Origin of the sequence: Lysobacter enzymogenes, from assembly GCF_900106525.1 — a bacterium.
Taxonomy (GTDB): Bacteria; Pseudomonadota; Gammaproteobacteria; order Xanthomonadales; family Xanthomonadaceae; genus Lysobacter; species Lysobacter enzymogenes.
In genome coordinates this window covers 214599-232490 of the sequence record NZ_FNOG01000006.1, presented here as the reverse complement: position 1 = coordinate 232490, position 17892 = coordinate 214599, and the positions used below count along the sequence as shown (strand labels likewise).

18 protein-coding genes are annotated in these 17892 nt (G+C 67.0%); 1 reads left to right on the top strand and 17 read right to left on the bottom strand.

All coding sequences use genetic code 11. The features are described 5' to 3' along the window. Positions 1–53: 53 nt before the first annotated feature. Positions 54–1208, top strand: a complete 1155-nt coding sequence (locus tag BLU84_RS16530; protein ID WP_074869718.1) for an NAD(P)/FAD-dependent oxidoreductase — start codon at positions 54–56, stop codon at positions 1206–1208. A 550-nt stretch (positions 1209–1758) separates the two neighbouring features. On the opposite strand, the gene BLU84_RS16525 is transcribed toward BLU84_RS16530, so the two are convergent. The 17 genes from BLU84_RS16525 to BLU84_RS16435 form a co-directional block, all read right to left on the bottom strand. After that, entirely contained in the window at positions 1759–2556 is a 798-nt protein-coding gene (locus BLU84_RS16525) for an amidohydrolase (protein ID WP_074869715.1), read from the bottom strand. A 92-nt stretch (positions 2557–2648) separates the two neighbouring features. Next, the gene (locus BLU84_RS16520; RefSeq protein ID WP_074869711.1) at positions 2649–3236 is read right to left on the bottom strand and encodes a hypothetical protein; all 588 of its coding nucleotides are present in this window, start codon (positions 3234–3236) and stop codon (positions 2649–2651) included. Positions 3237–3327: 91 nt separating this feature from the next. Further along, complete coding sequence (locus BLU84_RS16515; RefSeq protein ID WP_425479402.1) at positions 3328–5004, bottom strand: type IV secretory system conjugative DNA transfer family protein; 1677 nt, start codon at positions 5002–5004, stop codon at positions 3328–3330. A 37-nt stretch (positions 5005–5041) separates the two neighbouring features. Continuing rightward, positions 5042–5332: a hypothetical protein gene (locus BLU84_RS16510; RefSeq protein ID WP_074869708.1), complete on the bottom strand. Its 291-nt coding sequence runs from the start codon at positions 5330–5332 to the stop codon at positions 5042–5044. A gap of 37 nt (positions 5333–5369) precedes the next feature. Further along, on the bottom strand, positions 5370–5921 hold the full coding sequence (locus tag BLU84_RS16505; protein ID WP_074869703.1) for an XVIPCD domain-containing protein: 552 nt from the start codon (positions 5919–5921) through the stop codon (positions 5370–5372). A 379-nt stretch (positions 5922–6300) separates the two neighbouring features. Then, positions 6301–7419 (bottom strand): XVIPCD domain-containing protein, encoded by a 1119-nt coding sequence (locus tag BLU84_RS16500; protein WP_083382722.1) that lies wholly within the window; start codon positions 7417–7419, stop codon positions 6301–6303. A 42-nt stretch (positions 7420–7461) separates the two neighbouring features. Continuing rightward, positions 7462–7977, bottom strand: a complete 516-nt coding sequence (locus BLU84_RS16495; protein ID WP_139175052.1) for a hypothetical protein — start codon at positions 7975–7977, stop codon at positions 7462–7464. Between the two features lie 378 nt (positions 7978–8355). Continuing rightward, a complete protein-coding gene (locus BLU84_RS27245) occupies positions 8356–9528 on the bottom strand; it encodes a glucosaminidase domain-containing protein (protein WP_170849185.1) in 1173 nt (390 codons plus the stop codon). Positions 9529–9582: 54 nt separating this feature from the next. Further along, on the bottom strand, positions 9583–10266 hold the full coding sequence (locus BLU84_RS16480; protein WP_211664559.1) for a hypothetical protein: 684 nt from the start codon (positions 10264–10266) through the stop codon (positions 9583–9585). Positions 10267–10420: 154 nt separating this feature from the next. Beyond that, the gene (locus BLU84_RS25810; RefSeq protein WP_083382720.1) at positions 10421–11752 is read right to left on the bottom strand and encodes an XVIPCD domain-containing protein; all 1332 of its coding nucleotides are present in this window, start codon (positions 11750–11752) and stop codon (positions 10421–10423) included. Positions 11753–11793: 41 nt separating this feature from the next. After that, a complete protein-coding gene (locus tag BLU84_RS16465; protein WP_139175051.1) occupies positions 11794–12453 on the bottom strand; it encodes a hypothetical protein in 660 nt (219 codons plus the stop codon). Between the two features lie 159 nt (positions 12454–12612). Then, positions 12613–13911, bottom strand: a complete 1299-nt coding sequence (locus BLU84_RS16460) for a peptidoglycan-binding domain-containing protein (RefSeq protein ID WP_083382718.1) — start codon at positions 13909–13911, stop codon at positions 12613–12615. A gap of 86 nt (positions 13912–13997) precedes the next feature. After that, positions 13998–14741, bottom strand: coding sequence for a hypothetical protein (locus BLU84_RS16455; RefSeq protein WP_139175050.1), 744 nt, complete (start codon positions 14739–14741; stop codon positions 13998–14000). A 137-nt stretch (positions 14742–14878) separates the two neighbouring features. Continuing rightward, the gene (locus BLU84_RS16450; protein WP_074869689.1) at positions 14879–15424 is read right to left on the bottom strand and encodes a DUF4189 domain-containing protein; all 546 of its coding nucleotides are present in this window, start codon (positions 15422–15424) and stop codon (positions 14879–14881) included. A 239-nt stretch (positions 15425–15663) separates the two neighbouring features. Then, on the bottom strand, positions 15664–16188 hold the full coding sequence (locus BLU84_RS16445; RefSeq protein ID WP_074869685.1) for a DUF4189 domain-containing protein: 525 nt from the start codon (positions 16186–16188) through the stop codon (positions 15664–15666). A 240-nt stretch (positions 16189–16428) separates the two neighbouring features. Next, complete coding sequence (locus BLU84_RS28715; protein WP_083382716.1) at positions 16429–16947, bottom strand: DUF4189 domain-containing protein; 519 nt, start codon at positions 16945–16947, stop codon at positions 16429–16431. A 396-nt stretch (positions 16948–17343) separates the two neighbouring features. Further along, on the bottom strand, positions 17344–17883 hold the full coding sequence (locus tag BLU84_RS16435; protein WP_074869678.1) for a DUF4189 domain-containing protein: 540 nt from the start codon (positions 17881–17883) through the stop codon (positions 17344–17346). Positions 17884–17892 lie beyond the last annotated feature (9 nt).

Here is a 17892-nt window from a genome sequence, read left to right as displayed (position 1 = left end):
CTTCGTCCGGCGCCGACACACTGCCTCGCACATTCCCAGCCGAGGTCCGCGCCATGCTTCCGAACTCCGAGCGTTTCGATTGCGATCTGGTCGTGGTCGGCGCCAGTTTCGCCGGCGCCGCCTGCGCGCTCGCGGCGGTGCGCGCCGGCCTGCGCGTGGTGGTGCTGGAGCGCAAGCGCGACCCGGGCGACAAGCTGCGCACCACCGGCATCGTGGTCAAGGAAGCGGCCGAACGCACCTGGCTCAGCCGCGCGCCGGAGAGCTGCACCCACCGGGTCGAACGGGTGCGGCTGTACTCGCCGAACCTGCGCAGCATGGCGCTGAGCGCGCCGGGCTATTACTTCCTCACCACCGACACGCCGCGGCTGATGCGCTGGCTGGCGCAGGAACTGCAGCGCCACGGTGTCGACCTGCGCCTGGGCGCTTCGTTTACCCAAGCCGAGCGCGAGGAGGACGGCTGGCGGGTCGAAGGCGTCGGCCGCGCGCGCTTCCTGGTCGGCGCCGACGGCGCCAAGTCGCGCGTGGCCGAACGCACCGGGCTGGGCCGCACCCAGGAGTTCCTGTACGGCATCGAGTACGAGTTCCCCGGCGCGGCGCTGCCCGAATCCGGCGCCCTGCACTGCTTCGTCAGCAAGCGCTACGCGCCGGGCTACATCGGCTGGGTCGCGCAGAACCCGACCGGCGTGCAAGCCGGCCTGGCCCTGCGCCACGACGCCGAACGCGCGCGCGTGCCCGACATCGACGGCTTCCTGGCGCGCGTACGCGGCGCGGTCGGCCTGCCCGAAGCGCTGCAGCCGGCGCACACCCGCGCCGGCCTGATTCCCTGCGGCGGCCCGGTGTTCCCGCTGGCGCGCAACGGCGCGATGCTGACCGGCGACGCCGCCGGCATCGTCTCGCCGGTCACCGCCGGCGGCATCCATTCGGCCTGGGCGCACGGCGAAACCCTGGGCCAGGCCATCGCCCTGCACGCGCGCGGAATCGGCCCGGCGCCGGAATCCATCGCCGAAGACGCAGCCCCGCGTTTCCGCCGCAAACGCGCACTGCGCTGGGCGTTCGACCGCTTCCAGTTCGACTGGCCGTTCGACCTGCTGCTCAACTCCACACCGCTGCGCTGGGCGGCCGAGCAGGTGTACTTCCACAAACGCGGCATCGGCGAGGACGAAATCGAGAACGCTGCGGCACGCTCGCGGGCGTCGGAGCATTACTGAGATCCAGCGGGCTAATCGGCGCAGGTTCGGCGCATACGCGCCTGCCTTGCAAGCCGTCGTGTCGGCGAAAGTCGGAACCCATTTTCACCTAGCTGTTGCTGTTGCCGTCGCTCTTAGCTCCCCCCGCCGCCCCGAACTCGCCACAGACAATCGTAGACCCGATAGGGCGGCGCACAGGATGTGCGCCGTGCGGGACCGGGCCAGGATGGCCCTTGTCCCGCATCCCTGCGCAGGCTGCGAACCTTAGTGGCTCTTGATTCGAAAACAAGGAAAGCGCCTTTCTTTGGTTACTTTCTTTGGCAAGACAAAGAAAGTGACCCGGCCGCTTGCGGACGGAAGCTGTTGATCTTCGCTGGTCGTCACGCGTAACCAACGGGCTTAGGCGAAGTTTGTCGCAGGTGCATTGGCGCGGTCGCGGCTCGCGCCGCTCCTACAGGAAGCTCCGGCAAGTTTCGTATCCGGCTGAAGGAGCGACGCGAGCCGCGCCCCGTCGGCTAGACCAAGCCCTCGAAAGCCGAAGCAAACCCAGCGCGGCATCGCCCGCACGCGCCTATGCCAGCTCGAACCGATCCCCATCCAGCATCGCCGGAAACCGCTCACGATGCGCAGCCAATTCGGCCGCCTGCAAAGTCGTAGTGACCACCACTTCCTCGTCGGCGCATTCACTGACCGGCTGGCCGAGGAAATCGATCACCGCGCTGTCGCCGGAATAATGCAGGCCGTTGCCGTCGTTGCCGACGCGGTTGAGCCCGGCGACGTAGCACAGGTTCTCGATCGCGCGCGCGCGCAGCAGGGTCTTCCACGGATACGCCCGCGCCGAGGGCCAGTTGGCCACGTACAGCAGCAAGTCGTAGTCCAGCGCGCCGGCGCGCTCGACATCGAAACGGTTGCGCGAGAACACCGGAAAACGCAGGTCGTAGCAGACCAGCGGACAGATCCGCCAGCCCTTCCACTCCACGCTCAGGCGCTCGCGCCCGGCGGCGTAGCGCTCGTGTTCCTTGGCGTAGCGGAACAGGTGGCGCTTGTCGTAGGTCTGCAGCGCGCCGTCGGGCGTGGCGAATAGCAGGCGGTTGAACACGCCCTCGTCGGTGCGCAGCTGCACGCTGCCGCAGACCGCGGCGTCGAGCCGGGCGGCCTGCTCGCGGATCCAGGCCACGGTCGGCCCGTCCATGGTCTCGGCGTTGCCGATGGCCTCGTTGCTGAAGCCGCTGGTGAAGGTCTCCGGCAGCAGCACCAGGTCGGTGATGCCCTGGGCCTGGCCGATCAGTTCGCCGTAGTAGTCGCGGTTGCCGGCGGGGTCGTGCCAGCGGGTGGCGCCTTGGATCAGGGTGATGCGCAGATCGTTCATGAGGGTCGGTCGGATATGCGTGCAGTGCGCATTATGACCCGCCGTCGCCGCCGCGGGACGCGGCCGGCGGCGCAAATGCGTTCGCCGCCGGGCTATTCGCAGAACCCGTAGTCATAAGCGAATGCCTGGCGCCAGGCCTCGGCCGCCGGGTAGGCCATGACCCGGTGCGCATCGCCGAAGCGGCGGTCGCGCTCGCGCAGCGCCGCGGCGATCTCGGAATGATCGACCGCCTCGATCAGCTCACCCTGGGTGAACACCAGCTCGCGCAGGCGCGCATAGGCCCAGGCCGGCGGCGAGCCGCGGCCGGGTCGCTCGCAGGCGTCGCCCTCGCCGATCAGCAGGCCGCCGCCGAAGGCCAGCGGCAAGTCCAGGCGCGCGTAGTGGCTGGTGAAGCCCATATCAGGATGCGTCCGCGGCGACACGCCATTGATTGCGGGCCCGCGCCCCAGCCTTGGCTTTCTCTCAGGCGGGCCGGGCAAGGCGTGATCCAGCATCAGCTCGTCCAGCCACAGGCGTTCGTCGACGCGGTAATGGGCGAGCACGCCGCGGTCGAGCGCGGTGCAATTACGGACCGGCTGCAGGCCGTGCGCGAATGGGTCGAACAGCTCGCCGCCGGCCCAGCAGATCAGCTCGCAGGACACGCCCTCGAACAAGAGCCGGTCGCTCATTTGCTGGGTCATGGCCGGATTCCTCGCACAGGACGAAAGAGCGAAACGAAAACGCCGCCGGAACCGGCGGCGTTTTCCTGGCTACGCGGATGCCGCGCCGCGATCAACCGACCTTGATGTCGAGCATCGGCACCGTCACCTTCGGCAGCAGTCGCTGGGTGAACATCTTGTCCTGGTAGTACTTGATCTTGTCGCACTTCACCGGGTGCGGGATGCCCTCGTACAGGAACACCTCGTTGTCGAAGCCCATCGCCTTGAGCTCCTGCGGCAGCATCAGCGCGCGGCGCTCTTCGGATTCGCTGCGCGAGATATCCTTGCCGCGGGTGACGTTGGTCTTGCGCACCGTGGTGTAGCCGAGCATCTCGGAGTAGTCGTTGGCGTCCTGCTGCTCGCGCGGGGCGTAGATGATCTGCAGCGCGTGGTTGGTGATGATGGTGCGCGAGACGTCCTTGCCGTAAGTGGCGTCGAGCTGCGACATGCTCTGGATGATCGGCAGCAGGCGGATGTTGTAGCCGGCCATGTACGACACCGCCGAGGCGATGATGTCGACCTTGCCGATGGAGGTGAACTCGTCCATCAGCAACAGGCACTGATGCTTGAGCTCCTTGTTGTTCTGCGGCAGCTCGCGGGTGTTGAGGTTGATGATCTGGCTGAAGAACAGGTTCACGATCAGCCGGCTCTCGGCCAGCTTGTTCGGCTGGATGCCGACGTAGATCGTCATCTTCTTCTTGCGCAGGTCGGTCAGCATGAAGTCGTCGGTCGCGGTGGCCGCGTCGAGCACCGGATTGATCCAGGGGTTCAGCGGTTCCTTGAACGTGCCCAGGATCGAGGCGAAGGTCTCATCGGCCTGCGACAGCATGTTGGCGAACGCCGACTTGGCGTTGGCGCTGAGGAACGGACGCTCCGACAGCCCCTTGAGGAAGGGCTTGAGCTCGCTCTTGCCGTCGCCGGAGGACAACCGGTACACCGCGCCGATGGTCGGCTGGGTGGCGAACGGGAAGCCGACCTTCTGCGCGTCGTCGTAGGCCTCGAACAGGTACAGGGTGAAGGCCATGAACGCGTTGCGCGCCTGGCTGATCCAGAACTTCTGGTCGTCCGAGCCGTCCGGATACAGCATCGCGGCGATGCTCATCAGGTCCGAGACGCGGAACGCCGGGTCGCTGGACACGTAGGTCAGCGGGTTCCAGCGATGGGTGCGGCGGTCTTCGGCGAACGGGTTGAACAGGTAGATCTCCTGCCCCTGCCCCGAGCGCCAGCCGCTGGTGAGGTCAAAGTTTTCCTGCTTGATGTCCAGCACCACCATCGAACCCTGATAGTTGAGCAGGTTCGGAATGACGATGCCCACGCCCTTGCCCGAGCGGGTCGGCGCGGCCAGGATCACGAACTGCTGGCCGCTGAGCTGGACCAGCTTGCCGTTGTACTTGCCGACCACGACCGAGGTCGGGGTCGACTTGAACATGTCCTTCTTGTCCAGGTCGCCGGCGGTGGCGAAACGCGCGTCGCCGTGCATGGACTGCTTCTTGGGCTTGAAGATCAGGTACAGCAGGCCCAGGTACAGCAGCGTCGGGAAGCCGAAGCCGAGCAGGCCGCCGGCCTTGATCCGGCCCGCGTAGGGCTTGACCTGCGGCAGATCGATCGACTTGATGTACTGAAGATAGGTGTTCCAGGCCACCGGCACGTCGAGCTTGAGCAACAGCACCGTCATGTAGCCGGACAGATACAAACCCGCGAACGCGGTCACCAGCAGCGCCACGATGGCGCCAATCGCCTTCCCTTTCACGTTTTACTTCCTGCTTGATCCCCGAACCCGCTGTCGGTCAGCGTCGCTTCCGGCCTGTCCGGAGCCCGGAACGCTCCGCCGGGCGCGATTGCGCCATCATATCCGGCGAAAGGCTGCCTTTCGACAACAATTCCCGCAGGATCTCGTCGTCGAGCCAGCGCTGGGCGGCGCTCAGCGTCAGTTCCTGACGCATCTTGAGCCCGTCGGACGACACCACCGCGTAGGCATAGACCTGGTGCTGGTCGAAATCCGCGTCGTGGGTCAGGGCGACGATCTGGAACTTGCCCTTGGTGCGGATGTGGTGCTGGAACTCGTTGGTCACGCTCATTCGGTCCTCCTGGGCCTGCTGCGCGCCGGCGGCGCGCTCAGTCGCGCTCGCGGGTCAGCGCGCGCGCCGCGGCCGACGGCTGCTGTCGCTGCTCGTCGCTGCGTTCGGGGTTGTTCCGGTCGCGCTCGCTTTCGCGCTGACGCTCGGTCTCGCGCTCGGTCTGGCGTTGCTGTTCGCGCAGGTCGCGCTCGCGCACCTGCTGCGCCATCTGTTCGCTGCTGCGCTGCAGCGATTGCTGCGCCGCCTGTTCGGTCTCGACGTAGCAGATGCGCCGCGCCGGCGAATCGGCCTCTTCGACCGCGAACGCGCGCTTGCCGTCCTGGCTGAAGGCCACGCTGTCCACGCGCTGGCGCTCGCGGGTGGCTTCCAGCAACAAGGCCCCGGCGAGGTTGTCGCGCTCGCCCGGGCTGAACTGGCGCGCGGCCTCGCTGCGGTCCAGGCACACCCGCACGTGGGCGAATTGCTCGTGCTGGGGATGGCTGGCGCTGCTGAGCAGGTTGCGCTGCTGCGCCCGACGCACCTCGTCGAGGGTTTGCGAGCCGGCTTCGGTGCCGACCTGCAGAGTCTGGTCCTGCGATTGCGAATTCATCGTCGTCTCCTTGCCGGAGCGGGTCCGGTCGCGTTCCTTGGCCGCCGTACCACCGCAGCCTACCCCGTGCGGCCGGCCCGGTCGAACCGGAACGCCGTGCGGGCAAGCGGCAGCGGCAGGCTCGATCTCCCTAGCGATCGAGCCTGCCGTGCCTGCCCCGCCCTCGCGGACGAAGCCGGGACTTCCCTGTCGCGAACCCCGCAGAGACTTCGATGCCGTCCCTGGCCTGCGGGGTTCCTCGATCGGCGCCGGTCCGCCGCCTCCACCGACGGCGCGGCGGCCGGTGCCGATCGAACTGCGGCGCCGCCGCGGCTTCCCTGCCGGCCGGCGCCTGCTTCCTGTACCCGCGGCGCGTCCTGCGCCGCGGTTGCCACCGACCTCAGCCCAAGCTCATGCGCGGGGGCTGTTGTTGCTGGTTCTGCTGCTGGCTCTGCTGCTGCGTGGCCTGCTGCGCCGGCGCGTCCTGGGCCAGGCGCTGGCTCGACTGCTCCACGCTCTGGCTCAGCGCCTGCTGGGTGTTGGCGAACACGCGGTGGTGGGCCGGATCGTTCAAGCCGCCCTGCACCGCGAACACGCCGGAGCCGTTGACGTTCTGCACGACGTGGTCGATGCGGTTCATGCCGCCGACCGCCGCTTCGTAGGTCAAGGTCGCGGCGGCGCGCTCGCGGTCCTGCGCATTGCGAAAACCGGCTTCGGGGCCGAGCCGTTCCAGGCCGGCCAAGGCCTGCCGGTACATGCCGTTGTTGGGGTGGCTCGGATCGGAGATCAGCGCGCGGTCGCCGCCTTCGCGGCGCGGCGCGGCTTCGCCGAGCGCCTTGAGCGTGTCGCGTCCGGCGATGCCGTCTTCGTGCAGGCCGTTCTCGCGCTGGAAGCGCGCCACCGCCTGGCGGCTGCGTTCGCCGAAGTCGCCGTCGGCGGCCAGCGCCCGGCCCTGGTCGTCGCGATAGCCCAGGCGGTTGAGGGTTTCCTGCAGCGCGCGCACGTCCTGTCCGCGCTCGCCCTGACGCAGCACGCCGTCGGCGCCGGCCGCGGCCGGCGCGGCGGCGGCGCTGCGGCCGCCGTGTTCGCGCTGGCTCCAGAACGTCTCCGGATTGACGTTGTTGCCCTGCGCGTCCTTCATTTGGTAGTGCACGTGCTGGGCGTATTGCGCTTCGCCGTTGGGGCCGCGCCCGCCCATGGTGCCGATCGGCGTGCCCGGCTCGACCCGCTGGCCGACCACCACCGATTGGCTCTGCGTGTGCAGCAGCTGGTGACGGTTGCCTTCGCCATCGACGATGGTGACGGTGCCGTAGCGGCCGCCGACGAATTCCACCGTGCCGGTGACCGGCGAGTGCAGGGTCGGATGGGTCAGGTTGACCCCGGCCTGGCCGCCGACGTAATTGAAATCCGAGCCGCCGTGCGGGCCGTTGCCGCGGTGCTCGCCGTAGTGGCCGGTGATGTGCGGCGAACGCCCCTGCTGCGGCGGCAGGATGGTGTTCATGACGTCTTGGTAGGACATGTCGGCTCCTGGAAATAAAATCGTTCGCGCCCGCGCGGGCGGTTACAGCGAATCGTCGCGCATGCGGTACAACGTCCAGCATTCGCCTTTGCGGAAGAAGAACGACAGCTGGTAGTCGGTGTCCGGCTTGGCCAGCATCACTTGCTTGTCGCCGTTGAGTTCGCTCTGGCTCAGCACCAGTCCCTCGGCCTGCTGCTTGGCGCGGCTGGCCATCAGCGGGAACTTGAGCGCGTCGCCGTCGAGCATCGCGGTCACCGGCTTGGGTTCCGGGTCGGCGTTCGCGTCGACGGTTTCGCTGCGCAGCGGGCGCTGGGTGAACGCGCGCTGCACTTCGATGTCGTCGGCGAACGCGGCCAGGAACGCATCGAAGTCCTGCGACGGGCACGCCGTGGCCGTCGCCGGCGTCGCCGCAGCGCTGGCGGGCGCCGCGCTGGTCGGCGCGTGCTGCTCGGCCGCCGCCGCGGCCGGCTGGCTGTTGGAAGCCAGGTCGCAGCCGCCCAGCGCCAACAACGCGCCCAGCAAACCGATGCGTACCCAACCCGTGTTTTGCGATTTCATGCCTGTCTCGTCCTCGTACTGACTACGTTCGTCCACTCTCGCAGCAAGCCTGTTGCGCTTCTGCGTACGGCCGCACCGTCCGCATCGGCCATCCCACGCCGGGCCGTCCCTGGCCCTTGCCTCCGCTGGCGCCGCCCGGCCTCCCCGCCCGGCGGCGATCCTTCGCTGCGCTGTCCCTGCGCTGGCCCTGCCCGGCCGCTTCCCCGGCCGCTCCTGTCCCTGCGCTGGCTGTGTCGGCTCCGCTTCCTGCGGCCATCCTTGGCGGCGCATCCTGCGCCGGCGTCGCGGCCGGACCCTTGGGCCGGACCGGGCGACGCTGTCGTCCCTGCTGTCGCGCGCGCCGCCTCCCCGCGGCGCGCGTCTTACCCATTCATCGCATCAGGCCGTCATCGTCTTGGCGGCGCGCTCGGGCGCCTGCGCGTTCGCCTGCTCCGGCACGTCCTCGCGCAGCTGCTGGCTGCTGCGTTCCAGCGGCACGCTCGCGGCCTGCGCCTTGTCGGCGTGGACGTGGCGCGCGGCCGGATCGCCGGGCTCGCCCTGCACCGCGAACAAGCCGGTGCCGCTGGCGTTGAGCACGACCTTGTCGATGTGGGTGAATCCGCTCGCGCGCGCCTCATAGGTCAGCGTGCCGGCGGCGCGCTCGAGTTCCTGGCGGCTGCCGAACGCGTTCGGACCGAGCTTCTCCAGCCCCGCCACGGCCTGCTTGTACATGCCGTTGTCGCGGTTGGCCGGATCCGACAGCAGCGCGCCGGCGGCGGCGTGTTCCGGCGGCGCCTTCTTCATCGCTTCCAACGTCTTCGGGCCGGCGATGCCGTCGGCGTCGAGGCCGTAGGCGCGCTGCGCCTGCTGCAGCGCGTGCTTGGTGGCCGGGCCGAAATCGCCGTCGGGCTTGAGCGGCTGGCCCTTGGCGTCGTGGAAGCCGAGCGCGTTCAAGCGCTCCTGCAGCGCCTTCACCGCCGGGCCGTCCTCGCCCTGCCTGAGCCGGCCGTCGGCCATCGCATCGGCCGGCTTGGCCGGCGCGGCGGGCTTGTGCTCGCCGGGCTTGTGCTCGGCCAGCTCCGGCGCGCCGCGGCTTTCGGCCAGGGCGATGCCGCGACGCATGGTCGGGCCGTTGAACACCTTGGCCAGTTGCTCGGCGTAATGCGGATCGGTGGCGTAGCCGGCCTTCTGCAAGGCGTTGGCTTCCTTCTTCAGATCGCCCAGCGTGCCTTCGTCGAACAGCCCCGCCTTGGCGTAGCGGCCGTTGTGCTGGAGGAACTTGACCCGGTCGGCCAGCGCTTCGTCGATCGAGCCGTAGACGCGGAAATCCTGGTCCTTCCAGACCTTCTTGCCGCCCTCGATTTCCCACACGTGGAAGGTCTTGCTCGGGCCATCCCAGCCCTTGCTGTCCTTGATGTTGAAGATGTTGTTGGTGCCGGCCAGCACCTTCTCGCCCCAACCGGTCTCAAGCGCCGCCTGGGCCAGGATCAGTTCGGCCGACATGCCGGTCTGCTTGGACACGCGCACCGCCGCCGGATACAGGTCGGCGATGAATTCTTCCTTCTTGCCCATGATCTAACTCCTTGTCTGCGCGCGCTCGGCGCGGCGCGATGGGTGGGATGAAACTCAGCGGCTCAAATCGGGCTTGAGCGCGGCGGTGAACGCGTTGCGTTGTTCGGGCGCGTCGAGCGCGGCGTACTGTCCGGCGACGACCACGCCGCCGTTGTCCCAACGCAGGTGGCTCGCGCCCTCTTCCACCCACGCCGAATACGCGCCCTTGGCGCCCGGCACCGCGATGTCGCCGCCGGCCTGCACCGCGCCGTCGGCGATGCCGAGCTTGACCACGCGCAGCAGCGTCTGCGACAGCGACTGTTCCGGCTGGGTGTCGGACTGCAGCAGCACGTACAGCGCATCGCCCTGGCGCAGGCAATGGGTGACGCGGCTTTGGTAGGTGTCGCTGGGCAGATCCAGCGCGCGCACCCAGATCGGCTTGCCCGAGGCCTGCGCGAGGTAGGCGACCGGACGCTGGTTCATGCCGTCTTCGTCGCTGGCCGCGCCGACCACGCACTGCTTGTTGTCGCCGATCGACTCGGACGCATAGGAAGAAAAACCCTGCGGGATTTCAGCGGTCATCGGTGCGGCCTGTGCGGGAGTGGAGGACGGCGACGGCGTAGAGGGGTCGGAACCGGCCGCGCGTTCGGCGCGCGCCACGGGGGACGATGGCGCGCTCGCCGGCTGCGCGCCGCAAGCGGCCAGCGCCGAGGCCAGCACGGCGGCGAGAATCGGGACAGCGTTGCGGTGAAGACTCATCGGCCGGTTCCAGACTTCGGTAGAAAAACCACGACAGCGTTGCGGATGGATCGGATCGCACAGCGGTGGATCGGGAGGGTGCGCCCGCCGGATACCGCCGACGGACGCGCCCTCCCCAACGCCTGCGCGCGCCGCGCCGGCGCGCGCGGATCGGTCAGGCGACGCGGCGCGCGTTTTGTTCCTGCTGCTGGTTCTGTTCCTGCGCGGGCTGCGGCTTGGGCGCGTCCTGCGCCAGCTGCGCGGTGGTCTGCTCGACCGAACGCGCCACCGCTTCCTGCCCGCCGACGTGCACGCGCAGGTGGCCCGGATCGTTGAGCCCGCCCTGCACCGCGAACAGACCGCTGCCGTCGGCATTGCGCACGACGTGATCGATCTTGTTCATGCCCGACACCGACGCGTCGTAGGTCAGCGCCGCGGCGGCGCGCTGCATTTCTTCCTGGTTGCGGAAGCCGCCGTTCGGGCCGAGCTTGCCCAGGCCTTCCATCGCCTGGTTGTACATGGCGTGGTTGCGGTCGGACGGATCGGCCATCGACGGCGCGCGCGACGGCTCGCGGGTCTGCTCGTCGCGGCTCTGCGCGGGCTGCTGGCCCTGGGTCTGACGCTGCTCGACCGCTTCGCGCAGCTTGCCCAGCGTGGTCGGGCCGGCGACGCCGTCGTCCTTGATGCCCTGGTCGCGCTGGAACTGGCGCAGCGCTTCCTCGCTGCGGCGGCCGAAGTGGCCGTCGGGATTGAGCTCGTTGCCCTGGCCGTCGCGATAGCCCAGTTGCTTGAGCTGTTCCTGCATGCGCTGCACCGCATCGCCGCGCTCGTTCAACTTGAGCACGCCGTCGGCCATCGGATCGCGGTTGGCGCGGCCCTGCGCCGGCAGGTTCACTTCGCCGCGGGCCAGGCCCTGCATCACTTCCGGCGTCAGCATGCCCTGCCACTGGGTCACCGCGGCGCGGCGCTCGGGCAGGTGGTTGTAGCCGCCGTTGATGTCGTGGGTCGCCGCGCGCACGTCGTCCTGATGACCGCGCGCGACCACGCGCCCCTGCCAGTACTGCACGGCGATGCTCGCCGCGTTCTCGCGGTTGGAGGCCAGGTCGGGGTTGTTGACCACGTCCATGCCGGTCTCGCGCGCCGCGCGCTCGTAGTTGTCGCGGCCGGTCAGTTGCACATAGCCGCGGCCGTGGAAGCGCCAGCCGTCGCCCTGCTCGGTGTTGCCGAGGTTTTCGCGGCCCCAGTTGCCGCCGTAGATGGCATTGGCGATGCCCTGCTGGCCGCCGCGCGCGATCGCGTCGGCTTCGGCGCGGGTGTCCATGCCGTTGCGGCCCGGGAACACTTCCAGCAGGCGTCCGCCGCTGTAGTTCAGGTTCTCGTGCATGCTGCGGAAATTGCCGGATTCGACCTGCATCTGGCCCATGAACGCGGCCAGCTCGCGCGGTTCGCGGATGCCGGACTCGTAGGCGCGCAGCAACAGGTAATCGCGATTGTTCAACTCAGACATGGTGGTTTCCTCCTTGATTCGAATGATGGGTTGCGTGCCGGTTACTGCTTGGCCGGCAAGCCGTGCTGGTCGATCTGCTCGTCGCGATCCCAGCTGCGGGTGAACTTGAACAGCGTGTTGTCTTCATTGCGCACGACGCTGGCGGGATCGCAGCTGCGCGCGGAATCGGCCTTGTCGGCGGCGCCGGCGGCGGTCAGCACGCCCTGCTCTTCCAGGCCGCGCTCGCCGGACACCGAATAGAAGATGTGCTTGCGGCCGCCGTCCTCGAACGAGTACGCATAGCCGCCGGTGTTGCCGGCGAAGCCGAGCTGGGTGCGCTTGAAGCGGCCCGCCGGCGCGGACTTGTCGGCCGGGAACGTGTAGTCGGGCTTGCCGGCTTCGCCCTGGGCGAAGTAGACGTAGCCGGACTGGTCGCTCACGCCCTTGGACGCGCACAGCGACAGCAGTTGCTGGCTGCCGGCGACCTTGCACGAAATCACGATGTCTTCGCCGGCGGCGCACAGCGAACGGCCGTCGGACGCCGCGGCGGGCGCCGGTTCGGCCGCCGGCGTGGCGGCGGTGGCCGCGGCCGCATCGGGCTGCGCGCTGGCCGGCGCCGGCTCGGCGGCGGGCTGGGCGTTCGCGGCGTCCGGCGCGGCCTGGTTCGTGCAGGCGGCCAGGGCCAACGTCAACGCAAGGCCCAACACATTCGCAGTTTTCATGGGATTTCCTGACAGGTTCATCGTGGGGAGCTTGGGCGGTCCAAGGCGACGCCGATCCGGTTTCGCGCACGATCGGCGCGCAGCCGCCCGATGCCGTCGCTGCGCGGTACGCGGCGGGCGAACGTGGCCGTTCGCGCGCACGCGTGCCGCAGCGGCGGCTCAGACGCTCTGGGTTCGGGTCTTGGGATCCTGGCTCGGCGCGTCGATCTGCGGCGCGTCGAGCTTGGCCTGGTAGGTCGACTGCTCCAGCGACTGGTTGGCCGCGTGTTGCTTGTCGACGTGGATGCGCTGATGGCCCAGATCGCTCAGCCCGCCCTGCACCGCGAACAGGCCTGCGCCGTTGGCGGTGGGGACGACATGGTCGATCTGCTTGAAGCCGCTGATCTTGGCTTCATAGGCCAGCGTGCCGGCCGTGCGCTCGAGCTCGTCGCGATTCTTGAACGCGTTCGGGCCGAGCTTTTCCAGGCCCTCCACCGCGCCCTTGTACAGGCCGTGGTCGGGATGGGCGGGATTGGACAGCAGCGGCGATTGCGCCGCCTGCTTGAGCGCGTCGAGCGTCTTGGGGCCGGCGACGCCGTCCTCCTTGAGCCCATGCGCGCGCTGGAAGTTGCGCAGCGATTCGCCGGTGCGATCGCCGTAGTCGCCATCGGCGCGCAGCGGCTGGCCCTGCGCGTCGCGGTAACCGAGCTTGTTGAGCGTTTCCTGCATGGTGCGCACGTCCGCGCCGCGCTCGCCGTGCTTGAGCAGGCCGTCGGCCATCGCGTTCGCGTTCGCCGCCGGACGCGCCGGCTGCGGCTCGTCGCCGCGCGACAAGGTCTTCGGATCGCGCGCCATGTATTGATTCAGGCCGTCGCGATTGCGGGTGATGTCGTGCAGGTAGTCGTAATTGCTGGTGCCGTTGGCGTCGCGGATGGCGCGACCGCCGGTCACCGCAGCCACGGCGCCGCCGTAGCCTGCGATATGGCGCGCCTTGAGAAAACCGGCGACCAATTCGGGCTTGGAGTCTTCGTCGAGCGCGCCGCTCTTGAGCGCCTGGCGATACGCCTGGTCGCTGTTGGTCTTGAAGGCTTTGTCCTGCAGCTCGGCCGAGCCCTTGTACTGGTCCAGGCTCAGGCCTTGGTTCCAGTTGGACTTGTCTTCGAGGAAGCGGGTCATGCCGCCGGCGCTCGCCCACTTCCATTCCGCGCCGCGCACGGTGGCAGGGTCGAAGCCGTCGCGTTTCATCGCGGCGTCGAGCTTGTTCTTGTCGACATAGCCGGCGTCGGCGAGCCAACCGGCTCCCGCCTGGTAGCGACCGACGTAACCTTGCTTGTTGGTGATGGCCAGATCACCGCCGTTGCTCTCGGTCAGAACCGTTGAAGCAACCAATCGCCGGGTCATCGCGTCGTCCAAGTTCGCGATCGTACCCTGGTGGTACTCGTGGGCAGTGGCCGCTGCCTTCTCACGTCTATCAGCCATTACGCTGTTCCTATATGGATAGACTGGATGATTAAGTTGTGTGTGGTCCTTATCGGGACCGGTACCGCGAGCCTCCGTCGGAGGCTTCAGAGCTCCTTGCAACGCATCGACGCGATCTTCTGCGCCGGCTTGGTGAGGGTGAACTGATAGGTAGTGGTGCCGGGGCCTTGATTGCCGCCGTCATCTACATAGCCCTCAGCATACACGATTTTCGTGTCTGTCAAACGCAGTTCGAAAAATTGATTGGCCTGGGTGTTCTCGGCCGTGGTGCCGAAGTCCAGCTCGCACTGCCCGGCGATGGGCCGGACCGAGACGCCCGCGCCGAACTGGCGCTGCAGCACGTCCTGGTAGTTCTCGCTGGCGTAGAACTTGAGCAGCACCAGCGAATGCACGCGCTCGCCATCCCCGTTCAGCGTCGCCCCGACCTCGCCTTCGTTGGCCTGGCGGGTGCCCGCCTGCGCGCCGAGCTTGCCGTCGGGAACCTCGACCATGCCGAAGCCGCTCAACAGCAGCGTACCGGAGCGATAGCGCGCGTCTTCGGGCGATGTCGAATCGGGATTGTCCTGCGGCGCCGGATCGCGCCATTGCACGCCGGCGACGCGTTCGAACGCCGACCACGCCGCGCCGCCATCGGCGGCCAATACATCCAGCAGACCTTGCAGCGGACTCATCTCCTGCTTTCCTTGCTCAGCATGCGCCGCCGCAGCGGCCGCCGGAGCCGCCGGCGCGGCGGCCGACGACGTCTGGGCGGACGACGGGGCCGAAGCAGGCTTACAGCCTACCATCAGGGCCACGGCGAGCATCAATGCGCATTGGGGCGAAAACTTCATGCGGGCCTCGCCGGCATCCGGCGCGAGAGGTGCAGCCGTTTTATCACACCGAGGCGACCGACGATGCGACGGCGCGGCCGTCGCGCGCGCAAACCGCGCATGCGCGCAACGCAGCGGTCTTCGAGGGAACCGCCGATTCAATCGTTGCGCCAGCGCTCCACGCAATCCGACTGACCGGGCTCGCACATCGGCGAGCCGGTGGCCTTGCACTTCGCCATCGCCTCGTTCCCCGCGCGCTCGATGTCCACGCCCTTGCCGGTGTAGATCGCCAGCTTGCTGCCGCTGCTGTCGGTCGCACCGAACATGGTCACCGCGCACTCGTTGACGAAGGTCAACACGACCTTGCAGTCGACGCCGCCGTTTTCCTTGCAGCTCTTCAACGCCGAGCGCTTGGCCTGGCGTTCGTTACGGAACAGATCCTTCGGATCGCTGACCCCGAGCTTCAACGACTGCTCATCGAGCGCGAACGCGCCGTAGCCGTCGTAGACCGTCGCCGAAGAGCCGCCGCCTCCAGCGCTGCCCCAGTTCTGATAGTTCGACCCGGGGATGCACTCGGCCTGGCCGCCCGCGCCGATGGGGTTGGTGATCATGCCGGCCGGGCAAGCGTAGGCGGAGTTGGCGAAGAAACCGCCTGCGAGGGCAAGCACGGACAGGGCGGCGTGGAATCGGGGCGAGTTGCGCATGGGGCACTCCGTGCAGGTGAAGCGAATCCGGTCAAGGGCATTGGCGCGCTCCGACGCCGGCTTGGGTGCTGCAGGTCGGGCGATATTAATGAATCCATATCGACCACAGAAACGTAGATCGGCGAATCGATCCAAATCAATGCGTAAACACGGTGTATCTGATACGCCAGGGCCAAAGCACGTACCCGGCAACGGCGCAGCGAAAGCGTACTAGATCGGCGCAACAACCTGCCTGCGCCTCAATGGGTCAGCTCGCCGTAGCTGCATTCAGCCGAGACCAGCTTGCACTTATCGGACTTCTTTCCGCAAAGCGCCAATGCATCCCTGACGGCGTCATCTTTTCCAGCCGCGCTGGCAGCTATCGCCTCGCCCGAGTCCGCCCCACGATCGGGCCCCCAAGCAACTGCAGCGCACTGATCATAAAAGGCAAAGAACGCTTTGCAGTCCACGCCCCCCTTACTCTCGCAATGCATCGACGCTGCTTTCTCGGCCTTACGCTTACTCGACTCACCCAACGCCACACCCAGCTTTCCCGCAATTGAATCGGAGGCGAAAGCACCCCAACGCCGGGCGTAATGAGGGCCGGAGGAACCCGTGCCACCCCAGCTTTGATGGTTCTCGCCAGGAACGCACTGCGGCTGCCCACCCGCGCCAATGGGATTGATGACCATCCCCTGGGGGCAGGCGTCGGCCAATACGTTGCCGGAAAACAAGGCGAACAGCAGGGCGAAAAATGGAAGGCTGACCGAAAGCGTGATCTTCATGCAACAGCTCCCTAGCCAATGGATGTCAAGCACACTGCCACCTGCATCGGCGTACTTTCCGAGTGTAGAACCAAGACAGCCCCCTCAGAGAGCCGCCCAATCGAGCATTCAACTCGACACACGCTGGCACCGAAAAGCTTCAAGAAAACAGCCCCGTTCCCACGCAAAGAACACATGAGCTACAAACGAATTCGGCGCCCAATGGGCGCCGAATCGATACCAGCCTGTTGCAAAACAACACTAGTTAGTGCGCTCAGCGTAGCTGCACTCAGCGAAATAGATCTTGCACTCCTGGGAGTCTTTCGAGCACTCCTTGAGCGCCAGCGTCTGCGCTTCCTGTACATGAGCAGCGGTCGCCGAAACCATATTTCCAACGCCAGCGCTGTTCGGCCCCCAAGCCAATGCCGCACATTGATCGTAGTACGCGATCAACGGCTTGCATTGGGCGCCGCCTTTACTCCGGCAGTGGGCAAGCGCCTCCTTCTCAGCCTTTCGCTTACTCGACAAGCCAGTAGCAACGCCAACCTTCGACGTGGCCGCGTCGGTAGCGAACGCCCCCCAACGCCGGGCCCAATGAGGCTCGGAGGAGGACCCGCTTCCACCCCAATTCTGGTGATTTACCCCAGGCACGCACTGGGGCTGGCCGCCTGCACCTGTGGGATTGGTAATCGTTCCTTCGGGACAAGCATCAGCGGCTGCAACGCCACTGCCACTTACAAAGAGCGCCAGGGTAGCTAATAGAAAATTCAAGGATTTCATTGAACGCGCCCTCGCAGGTCTTTTCAGTCCACATCAATTACGACGGAGAATGCCTACCGGTACTGGCGTTTTCTCGGGCGACGCGATTCTCCACATTCGCCTGCGGCGGCGGCTGATACCCCGGCGAACCCGGACGATACGTATTAGCCGCGGCATTCGCGCCACCACCACCACCCGCACCCGCAGCACCCGGGAAGTTGTTGGTGCCGTAGTACGAACCCATCAACATGCCCGCCATCGGCGGCGCGATAACACTGCAGGGCAAATTCGCCCCCCAAGACTACAACCCAGCGCTTACGCACAAGAAATGAGCCCTACTTTGCCCAAAAGAAATTTGGCGCCCCTAGGGCGCCAAACTTCAAAGCCAAACCATGAACATTGCGAAGTATCAGCAAACTAATTGACCTGCTCTGGATAACTGCAGCCAGAGTAAAAAATCTTGCAGGACGCAACACCATTCTTCTTGCAATCTTCCATAGCGTACGTCGAAGCCTCGGCCTCTTTCGCGGCGCTGGCAGATGTAAATACGTACTCACCGGCCGACGTCGGGCCAGTTGCCGAAGCTACACACTGGTTGAAGTACTCGATGTTGCTAACGCATGCAGTCCCACCTTTGGATTTGCACTGCGCCAACGCGGTATTAAACGCTTTCCGCTTGCTCTTTTCTTCGCTTGAGACGCCGACGGCACCCGTCGCCGGGTCATAAACAACGGCGCCAAACCGCTTGGCCCACTTAACACTCGGGGCAGACGGAGAGGATCCATTACCCCAGGTCTGGTAATTCGAACCAGGCACGCACTGCGGCTGGCCTCCCGCACCAATCGGGTTGGTAATCATGCCCTGCGGGCAGGACTCGCCGGCTTGGGCGCCTACAGGCAGTGCCGTGAGAACCAGCAACGACAAAGTACTGGCCGTCAGGAGAAGTAAGCTTTTCATACTTGCGCC

Coding starts and splice junctions, on each gene's coding strand:
- BLU84_RS16495 (WP_139175052.1), bottom strand. CDS start 7,977: ATGAAATCGCAAAACACGGGTTGGGTACGCATCGGTTTGCTGGGCGCG.
- BLU84_RS16505 (WP_074869703.1), bottom strand. CDS start 5,921: ATGAATTCGCAATCGCAGGACCAGACTCTGCAGGTCGGCACCGAAGCC.
- BLU84_RS16450 (WP_074869689.1), bottom strand. CDS start 15,424: ATGCGCAACTCGCCCCGATTCCACGCCGCCCTGTCCGTGCTTGCCCTC.
- BLU84_RS16525 (WP_074869715.1), bottom strand. CDS start 2,556: ATGAACGATCTGCGCATCACCCTGATCCAAGGCGCCACCCGCTGGCAC.
- BLU84_RS16510 (WP_074869708.1), bottom strand. CDS start 5,332: ATGAGCGTGACCAACGAGTTCCAGCACCACATCCGCACCAAGGGCAAG.
- BLU84_RS27245 (WP_170849185.1), bottom strand. CDS start 9,528: ATGGGCAAGAAGGAAGAATTCATCGCCGACCTGTATCCGGCGGCGGTG.
- BLU84_RS16435 (WP_074869678.1), bottom strand. CDS start 17,883: ATGAAAAGCTTACTTCTCCTGACGGCCAGTACTTTGTCGTTGCTGGTT.
- BLU84_RS16460 (WP_083382718.1), bottom strand. CDS start 13,911: ATGGCTGATAGACGTGAGAAGGCAGCGGCCACTGCCCACGAGTACCAC.
- BLU84_RS16530 (WP_074869718.1), top strand. CDS start 54: ATGCTTCCGAACTCCGAGCGTTTCGATTGCGATCTGGTCGTGGTCGGC.
- BLU84_RS16455 (WP_139175050.1), bottom strand. CDS start 14,741: ATGAAGTTTTCGCCCCAATGCGCATTGATGCTCGCCGTGGCCCTGATG.
- BLU84_RS28715 (WP_083382716.1), bottom strand. CDS start 16,947: ATGAAATCCTTGAATTTTCTATTAGCTACCCTGGCGCTCTTTGTAAGT.
- BLU84_RS16520 (WP_074869711.1), bottom strand. CDS start 3,236: ATGACCCAGCAAATGAGCGACCGGCTCTTGTTCGAGGGCGTGTCCTGC.
- BLU84_RS16465 (WP_139175051.1), bottom strand. CDS start 12,453: ATGAAAACTGCGAATGTGTTGGGCCTTGCGTTGACGTTGGCCCTGGCC.
- BLU84_RS25810 (WP_083382720.1), bottom strand. CDS start 11,752: ATGTCTGAGTTGAACAATCGCGATTACCTGTTGCTGCGCGCCTACGAG.
- BLU84_RS16480 (WP_211664559.1), bottom strand. CDS start 10,266: ATGAGTCTTCACCGCAACGCTGTCCCGATTCTCGCCGCCGTGCTGGCC.
- BLU84_RS16500 (WP_083382722.1), bottom strand. CDS start 7,419: ATGTCCTACCAAGACGTCATGAACACCATCCTGCCGCCGCAGCAGGGG.
- BLU84_RS16445 (WP_074869685.1), bottom strand. CDS start 16,188: ATGAAGATCACGCTTTCGGTCAGCCTTCCATTTTTCGCCCTGCTGTTC.